General features: G+C 36.6%; 1 protein-coding gene. It reads right to left on the bottom strand.

The window, feature by feature from the left end; genetic code table 11:
- A partial coding sequence (locus LGZ98_RS23805; protein ID WP_262978738.1) for an aromatic ring-hydroxylating oxygenase subunit alpha occupies nt 1-1,086 on the bottom strand: 1,086 nt, incomplete at both ends.

Here is a 1,086-nt window from a genome sequence, read left to right as displayed (position 1 = left end):
TTCTAAAATGATTTCGGAGTCTGGCATGCTTTTAGCTCCTTCTTGGGTTACAGCCAAAATCTCGTTATCATCTATGGTAACCAATCCTGAAGGACCGAGTAGGTTTGCCTGAAATAATCTCCGTTTCGTCAACTCCTCAGATTCATTTTCATAGCCAAAAAAAGTCCAAATTTTAATACAACGATCTGTACCATCAGGGATAACATGACGCATAGCTAAGCAATTAAGTTGTTGCAGCAGGATGAGATTTGGAAAAACAGTCATAATTGCGCCTGTACCGTGGTCATATTCACGCTGATGTTCGATGATTCTCGGATCTAAAAGTGATAACTCTGTTTTTGTCTCTGCATTTTTTTTAATTTCAGCTTTGGTGAAAGATGCTGTTGACACTAATACACTGCTTTTGCCAGAAGAACAAACTTTTACACTAGTTTTTTGATCTGAACGCCAAATACCGAAGTTTTTAAAAAATGAATGCAGAAGTGCTGCATGAAATGGATCTTTTACATTTTCAATTTGAAGTTTCCAATTACAGTTAACTCTATGCTGCATTTTCCCAACAACTTTTAGTTTCCTGCCATCACAAACACGATCAAAGTATGAAAGCATGACAGGATCTAAATATGTTTCAAATGGTTCAATATCATATGAGAAACTAGCAAATACAACACCATGTCTCTCAGTCACATTAAGAGCTTGCAAACCATGTTCTTCAGGATGGAAAAATTCAGACATTCCACCTTTTCCATTAATACCTTTCCTAAAAGGCATCCCAACTAAGTTACCCTCTAAACTAAATGCCCATTCATGATAAGGACATACAAGTAGCTTAGTATTACCTTGAGGGTTATGGCAAATCTTTGCTCCTCTGTGGGGACAGCGGTTTACAAATACACGTAATATTCCTTTTCTATCACGGATTAAAATGACAGGAACATTTCCCACAAATGTTTGTATATAGTCACCAAGATTTTCAACTTCTAAAGAAAGCCCAACATAATTCCATGAGTTTCCCAGAAAAATATTTTTAATTTCTTGTTCATATATCTGGCTGCATGTATAAATTTTGGAGGGCACCCTTCGGGT

The sequence above is a fragment of the Photorhabdus kayaii genome, from assembly GCF_025384895.1.
GTDB lineage: Bacteria > Pseudomonadota > Gammaproteobacteria > Enterobacterales > Enterobacteriaceae > Photorhabdus > Photorhabdus kayaii.
Note: the sequence above shows the minus strand (reverse complement) of the source record. Positions and strands in the feature narration are given on the sequence as shown.